The 5,277-nt window shown below is 36.0% G+C and carries 4 protein-coding genes; 3 read left to right on the top strand and 1 reads right to left on the bottom strand.

What is annotated here, in order from left to right; translation table 11 throughout:
- The 3 genes from gwsS to ACIQ2X_RS13520 form a co-directional block, all read left to right on the top strand.
- Positions 1–713: grasp-with-spasm system SPASM domain peptide maturase (gene gwsS / locus ACIQ2X_RS13530; protein ID WP_396179461.1), on the top strand; the 713-nt coding region annotated here is incomplete at its 5' end.
- Positions 706–3,090, top strand: coding sequence for a peptidase domain-containing ABC transporter (locus tag ACIQ2X_RS13525; RefSeq protein ID WP_396179460.1), 2,385 nt, complete (start codon positions 706–708; stop codon positions 3,088–3,090). The genes gwsS and ACIQ2X_RS13525, both read left to right, overlap by 8 nt.
- Positions 3,091–3,093: 3 nt before the next feature.
- Positions 3,094–4,383, top strand: a complete 1,290-nt coding sequence (locus ACIQ2X_RS13520; RefSeq protein WP_396179459.1) for an HlyD family secretion protein — start codon at positions 3,094–3,096, stop codon at positions 4,381–4,383.
- A 6-nt stretch (positions 4,384–4,389) separates the two neighbouring features.
- Here ACIQ2X_RS13520 and ACIQ2X_RS13515 read toward each other — a convergent pair whose 3' ends face one another.
- Entirely contained in the window at positions 4,390–5,103 is a 714-nt protein-coding gene (locus ACIQ2X_RS13515) for a tRNA1(Val) (adenine(37)-N6)-methyltransferase (RefSeq protein WP_396179458.1), read from the bottom strand.
- Between the last annotated feature and the right edge of the window lie 174 nt (positions 5,104–5,277).

Here is a 5,277-nt window from a genome sequence, read left to right as displayed (position 1 = left end):
AATTTTGTGTTAAAGCAATTTTTATTAATTCAGTTGACGGAAATGAAGATCATTTGATTAAAATCTTGGAGTTGATTTCGTCTTCAAGTATAGATCACATAGAAATTTATTTTAAATGTATTAATGATAAATCTTTCGATGTGAATAAAGTAGCAAAGAAAGGTAAAATAAAAACATTTACTTATTATAATACTTCTCATTCAAATGATAAAATTATTAATGATTCTATTGTCGTATCTCATTCGGATATAGACAAAGTCAATATTAATTGTGGTGTTGTATTACTGAATAATTCTCACTCAAATATTAAACTTTTCAGCGAATCACAAAGCTATAACACTTGCCTTAACCGTAAAATCTCCATTGACAAAGACGGCAATATTAGAAACTGTCCGTCAATGCCACAAAGTTATGGTAACATAAAAGATACCACATTAGAAGAAGCGCTAAATCATCCTGATTTTAAAAAATATTGGAATGTAAATAAAGATATGATAGCCGTTTGTAAAGATTGTGAGTTTCGCCACATTTGTACTGATTGTCGCGCTTACACTGAACGTACACATTTTGATGGAGAAATAGATTTGTCAAAACCATTAAAATGTGGTTATAATCCTTATACCAATGAATGGGCAGAATGGAGTACAAACCCATTAAAAGAAAAAGCCATTGAATATTATGGCATGCAAGATTTGGTAAAAAAAGATGCGTAAAAAATCATTTCCATTTTATAGGCAACCTGATTCCAAAGACTGCGGCCCAACCTGTCTTAAAATCATAGCCAAGCATTACGGTCGGGTACTTAATATCCAAACTTTACGGCAACTTTCAGAAACAACTAGAGAGGGAAGTAATTTATTAAATTTAAGCGATGCGGCAGAGTCACTTGGCTTTAGAACTTTGGGGGTAAAACTTTCTTTAGAAAAATTGCTGGAAGCGCCGTTGCCGTGTATCTTGCATTGGAATGCGAATCATTATGTGGTTCTTTATACTGTGGAAAAGAAAAGGAGATTTGCTGGAAGCTGGATGCGGGGTGAAGGAAAAAAAGGATCCCATCCAACATCCAACACCCAACATCCCGCAACCTTCTGTATTTCTGACCCTGCTTTTGGCTTGCTAGAATACTCGCAAGAAGAATTTTTAAAACGCTGGATAGGAAATAATGCGGACGAAAACACTCAGGAAGGTATTGCATTATTAATAGAACCAACACCTAAGTTCTTCTCCCCTTCCGATAGCTATGGGAACTCGAGAGGAGAAGGAGCTAGGAAAGGTAAAGGAGAAGACGAACAAACGTACGGATTTAGCTTTCTTTCCAGGTACGTCTGGCAATACAAATCGTTTGTAGTTCAACTGATTATTGGGTTACTGGCTGGAAGTATCTTGCAACTGATTTTTCCGTTTCTTACCCAAAGTGTGGTAGATGTGGGTATTCAAAACCAAAACATCCACTTTATTTACATGGTTCTGGCGGCACAGCTGTTTCTATTTTTTGGGAAAACAGCATTGGAGCTTATCAGGAGTTGGATTATCTTGCATCTTTCCACGCGTATCAATATTTCGTTAATTTCAGATTTTTTTATCAAGTTAATGAACCTGCCCATTTCTTATTTTGATGTTCGGATGACGGGAGACATTATGCAACGCATCAACGACCACCACAGAATAGAACGTATTTTGACTACTTCGTCACTGAGTGTATTGTTTTCTGTGATCAATATGTTTATTATGGGAGGGGTTTTGGCGTATTACAACCTTAAGATATTTGCGGTCTTTTTTGTGGGAAGTTTTCTGTATTTTTTATGGGTCATTCTTTTTTTGAAAAGGAGGGAAGTACTGGATTACAAACGATTTTCGGAAGTCAGCCAAGAGCAAAGTAAAGTTATCGAACTCATTAATGGCATGCAGGAAATCAAACTTCACAACGCTGAAAAGCAAAAACGTTGGGGCTGGGAATACATCCAAGCCCGACTATTTAAAGTTTCAATGAAGAGTTTAGTTTTGGAACAAACACAAGGCATTGGTTCGAACTTTATCAATGAACTTAAAAATATCATTATTATTTTTCTTTCCGCCAAATTGGTTATTGATGGCTCAATAACTTTAGGAATGATGATGGCCATTACGAGTATCGTCGGCGGATTGAATGGTCCGATAATGCAATTGATTGGTTTTATTCGAGAATGGCAAGATGCCAAAATATCGCTTGCACGATTGTCTGAAATACACGACAAAGAAGACGAAACACAGAATGATTCCGAGAAATTACATGAAATTCCTGAAAATTGTGATGTGGTTATTAAAGATTTGGATTTTAGATACATCGGCTCGGATGTAAATGTTTTGGAAAATTTGAGTTTGGTCATTCCAGCTAATAAAGTTACTGCGATTGTAGGTACTAGTGGAAGTGGAAAGACAACTTTAATGAAATTGTTGTTGAAGTTTTATGAACCGAATAAAGGAGAGATAATCCTTTCTCCAAAGGAGAGTGGAGCCGAAGCCACCCCGTCCTTCGGACACCCCTCCATGGGAGGGGAAACTAGCAGAGGGTTCGGTTTGGGTTTTATAAGCCAAAAAGCCTGGCGAAATCACATTGGCTCAGTGATGCAAGAAGGCTTTATATTTAATGATACCATTGCCAATAATATTGCTATTGGTCAAGATGTGATTGATAAAGAGCGTTTACAATATGCCGCTGATGTAGCGAACATAAGAGAGTTTATTGAAAATTATCCGCTGAGGTACAATACCAAAATTGGTCAGGAAGGAGTGGGAATGAGTACGGGTCAGAAACAGCGGTTGTTGATTGCAAGAGCGGTGTATAAAAACCCTGAAATGTTATTTTTTGATGAAGCTACAAGTGCGTTAGATGCCAATAACGAAAAGGAAATTATGGAGAAACTGAACGTTTTTTTCAAAAATAAAACGGTTGTCGTCATTGCCCATCGCTTGAGTACCGTTATGAATGCCGACCAAATTGTAGTTTTAGAAAAAGGAAAAATTATTGAAATTGGAACGCATCAGGAGTTGGTGGAATTAAAAGGAAGTTATTTTAAATTAGTGAAGAATCAATTGCAATTAGGAACCTAATATATGCCAGAACATAACGACATCGAATTACGTAGCGAAGAAGTGCAAGATATTCTTACCCGAGTGCCGCATTGGATGATTCGTTGGGGAAATATTGTGGTTTTATTGGTGCTTTTCAGCATGATGTTTGGAGCTTATTTTATCAAATATCCAGACATTGTGACCACGCAAGTCATTATCACAACTCAAAATCCACCCGAAAAATTAGTGGCACGAACGAGTGGTAAAATTGCTGAAATACTTGTTTCAGATCGACGTATTGTGCAACCGAAAACCGCTTTGGCAATTATAGAAAATACAGCCAATTATATTGATGTGTTTCGATTGAAAAAATGTGTTGACAGTCTTTCGTTAAATAAGGGACAATTTAATTTTCCTTTTGAAAATTTCTCAGCCATGCAACTGGGCGAAATTCAAAATGCCTTCACGCTTTTTGAAAAAGATTATATTGCTTATGATTTGAATCGGAATTTACAGCCCTATTCGGTCGAAAAAACTGCGCAAGGATTAGAGACGAATCAGTTAAAAGAAAGATTGTTATTGGCCCAACAACAATATCAAATCAGTCAAAACGAGTTACAGTTGAAAAAACAGGAATTGGAACGTTTTAAAAAACTATACGATAAAGGCGTCATTGCCACTCAAGAATGGGAAAGTAAAAATTTGGATTTTTTGCAATCTGAAAAAAATGTCCGGAATATCAGCACCCAATTGTCGCAAATGCGTTCTTCCATCAATGATTTAAAACGAAATTCTGGAAACACCGTAATTAATGAATCCAAAGAAAACATAAACTTGCTGCGAAATGTTTTACAATCCTTTACACAACTAAAAAAAGCTATAAACGACTGGAAAATGCTTTATGTCTTACAATCTTCAATAGAAGGACAAGTTTCATTTATGCAAATTTGGGTCGAAAATCAAACGATAACTTCTGGAGACCAAGTCTTTATCATTGTGCCAACAGATAGTAAAAATTATATTGCCAAAGTAAAAGCGCCTGCCCAAAATTCGGGAAAAATCAAGGTAAATCAGGACGTTAATATCCGTCTCGCCAATTATCCAGATAGAGAATTTGGGATTATCAAAGGAAAAGTCAAATCCATTTCTTTAACTCCCGACAAAGAAGGAAATTTATTAATTGACGTTTCGCTACCCAAAGGCATTGCAACTTCTTACGATAAGAAAATCATTTTCCACCAAGAAATGTCGGGAACAGCTGATATTGTAACTGAAGATTTGCGTTTGATAGAAAGATTACTGTATCAGTTTCGGGATATTTTTAGGAGGTAATTCTTATCACATCTTCAAGTAAAAATCCTTTGTCAAGGCAATATATTCCTCCGTGTAAACATGTCTTTCCGTCTCAATAACCAGTTCGTTGATTTCAATTTCAAGTGTTTCATTTCGGCTAAAAGCCAATAAACTCCTTTTGATTTCGGAAGCAGGTGTTCCTTTTACACGGGTAATCTTAAAAGAAAACAATTCGAACTCTTTGGCCAGAGCCAAAAAATGTGCTTCTTCTTTAAAAGGAATGATTACAGAAAAAATACCGTTTTCAGAAAGTAATAAATCGGCTGCTTCAAGGAGCATTTCAAACGGCATCGCATCTTGAAATCGTGCCAAATCACGTTGGTTATTACTGGATTTGAAATCTTCACTATAAAATGGAGGATTGGAAATAATCAAATCATATTCGTCTTCGGGTTCGTCAATGAGTTCATCTAAACCGGCGTGAAAACAAAACAATCGGTCGTTCCACGGCGAATTTTCAAAGTTTTCCGAAGCTTGTTCGTAGGCTTGCTCGTCAATTTCTATTGCGTCAACTTGTTCCGCTTGACTTCGCTGTGCCATCATCAAGGCGATAATTCCCGTACCTGTTCCAATATCCAAAACACTAAAACAATTTTCAGGAATCGGCGACCAAGCACCAAGTAAAACTCCGTCGGTTCCGATTTTCATTGCTGTGCGGTCTTGTTCTACTGAAAATTCTTTGAATTTAAATATTGACATTTTTGGAAAAATTAAAACCATTAAGAAATTAAGTTTCATTAAGATTTGCCTTAATTTTCTTAATTTCTTAATGGTTCAAAATTAAAACTTTCATTAAGAGTTACCCTAATTTTCTTAATTTCTTAATGGTTCAAAATTAAAACTTTCATTAAGAGTTACCCTAATTTTCTTAAT

Origin of the sequence: Flavobacterium sp. (genome assembly GCF_044368625.1) — a bacterium.
Classification (GTDB): Bacteria; Bacteroidota; Bacteroidia; order Flavobacteriales; family Flavobacteriaceae; genus Flavobacterium.
This window is presented reverse-complemented; position numbering and strand designations above follow the sequence as displayed.

Excerpts from the sequence above, each read along its gene's own strand:
- ACIQ2X_RS13520 (WP_396179459.1), top strand. The coding sequence starts at position 3,094 with ATGCCAGAACATAACGACATCGAATTACGTAGCGAAGAAGTGCAAGAT.
- ACIQ2X_RS13525 (WP_396179460.1), top strand. The coding sequence starts at position 706 with ATGCGTAAAAAATCATTTCCATTTTATAGGCAACCTGATTCCAAAGAC.
- ACIQ2X_RS13515 (WP_396179458.1), bottom strand. The coding sequence starts at position 5,103 with ATGTCAATATTTAAATTCAAAGAATTTTCAGTAGAACAAGACCGCACA.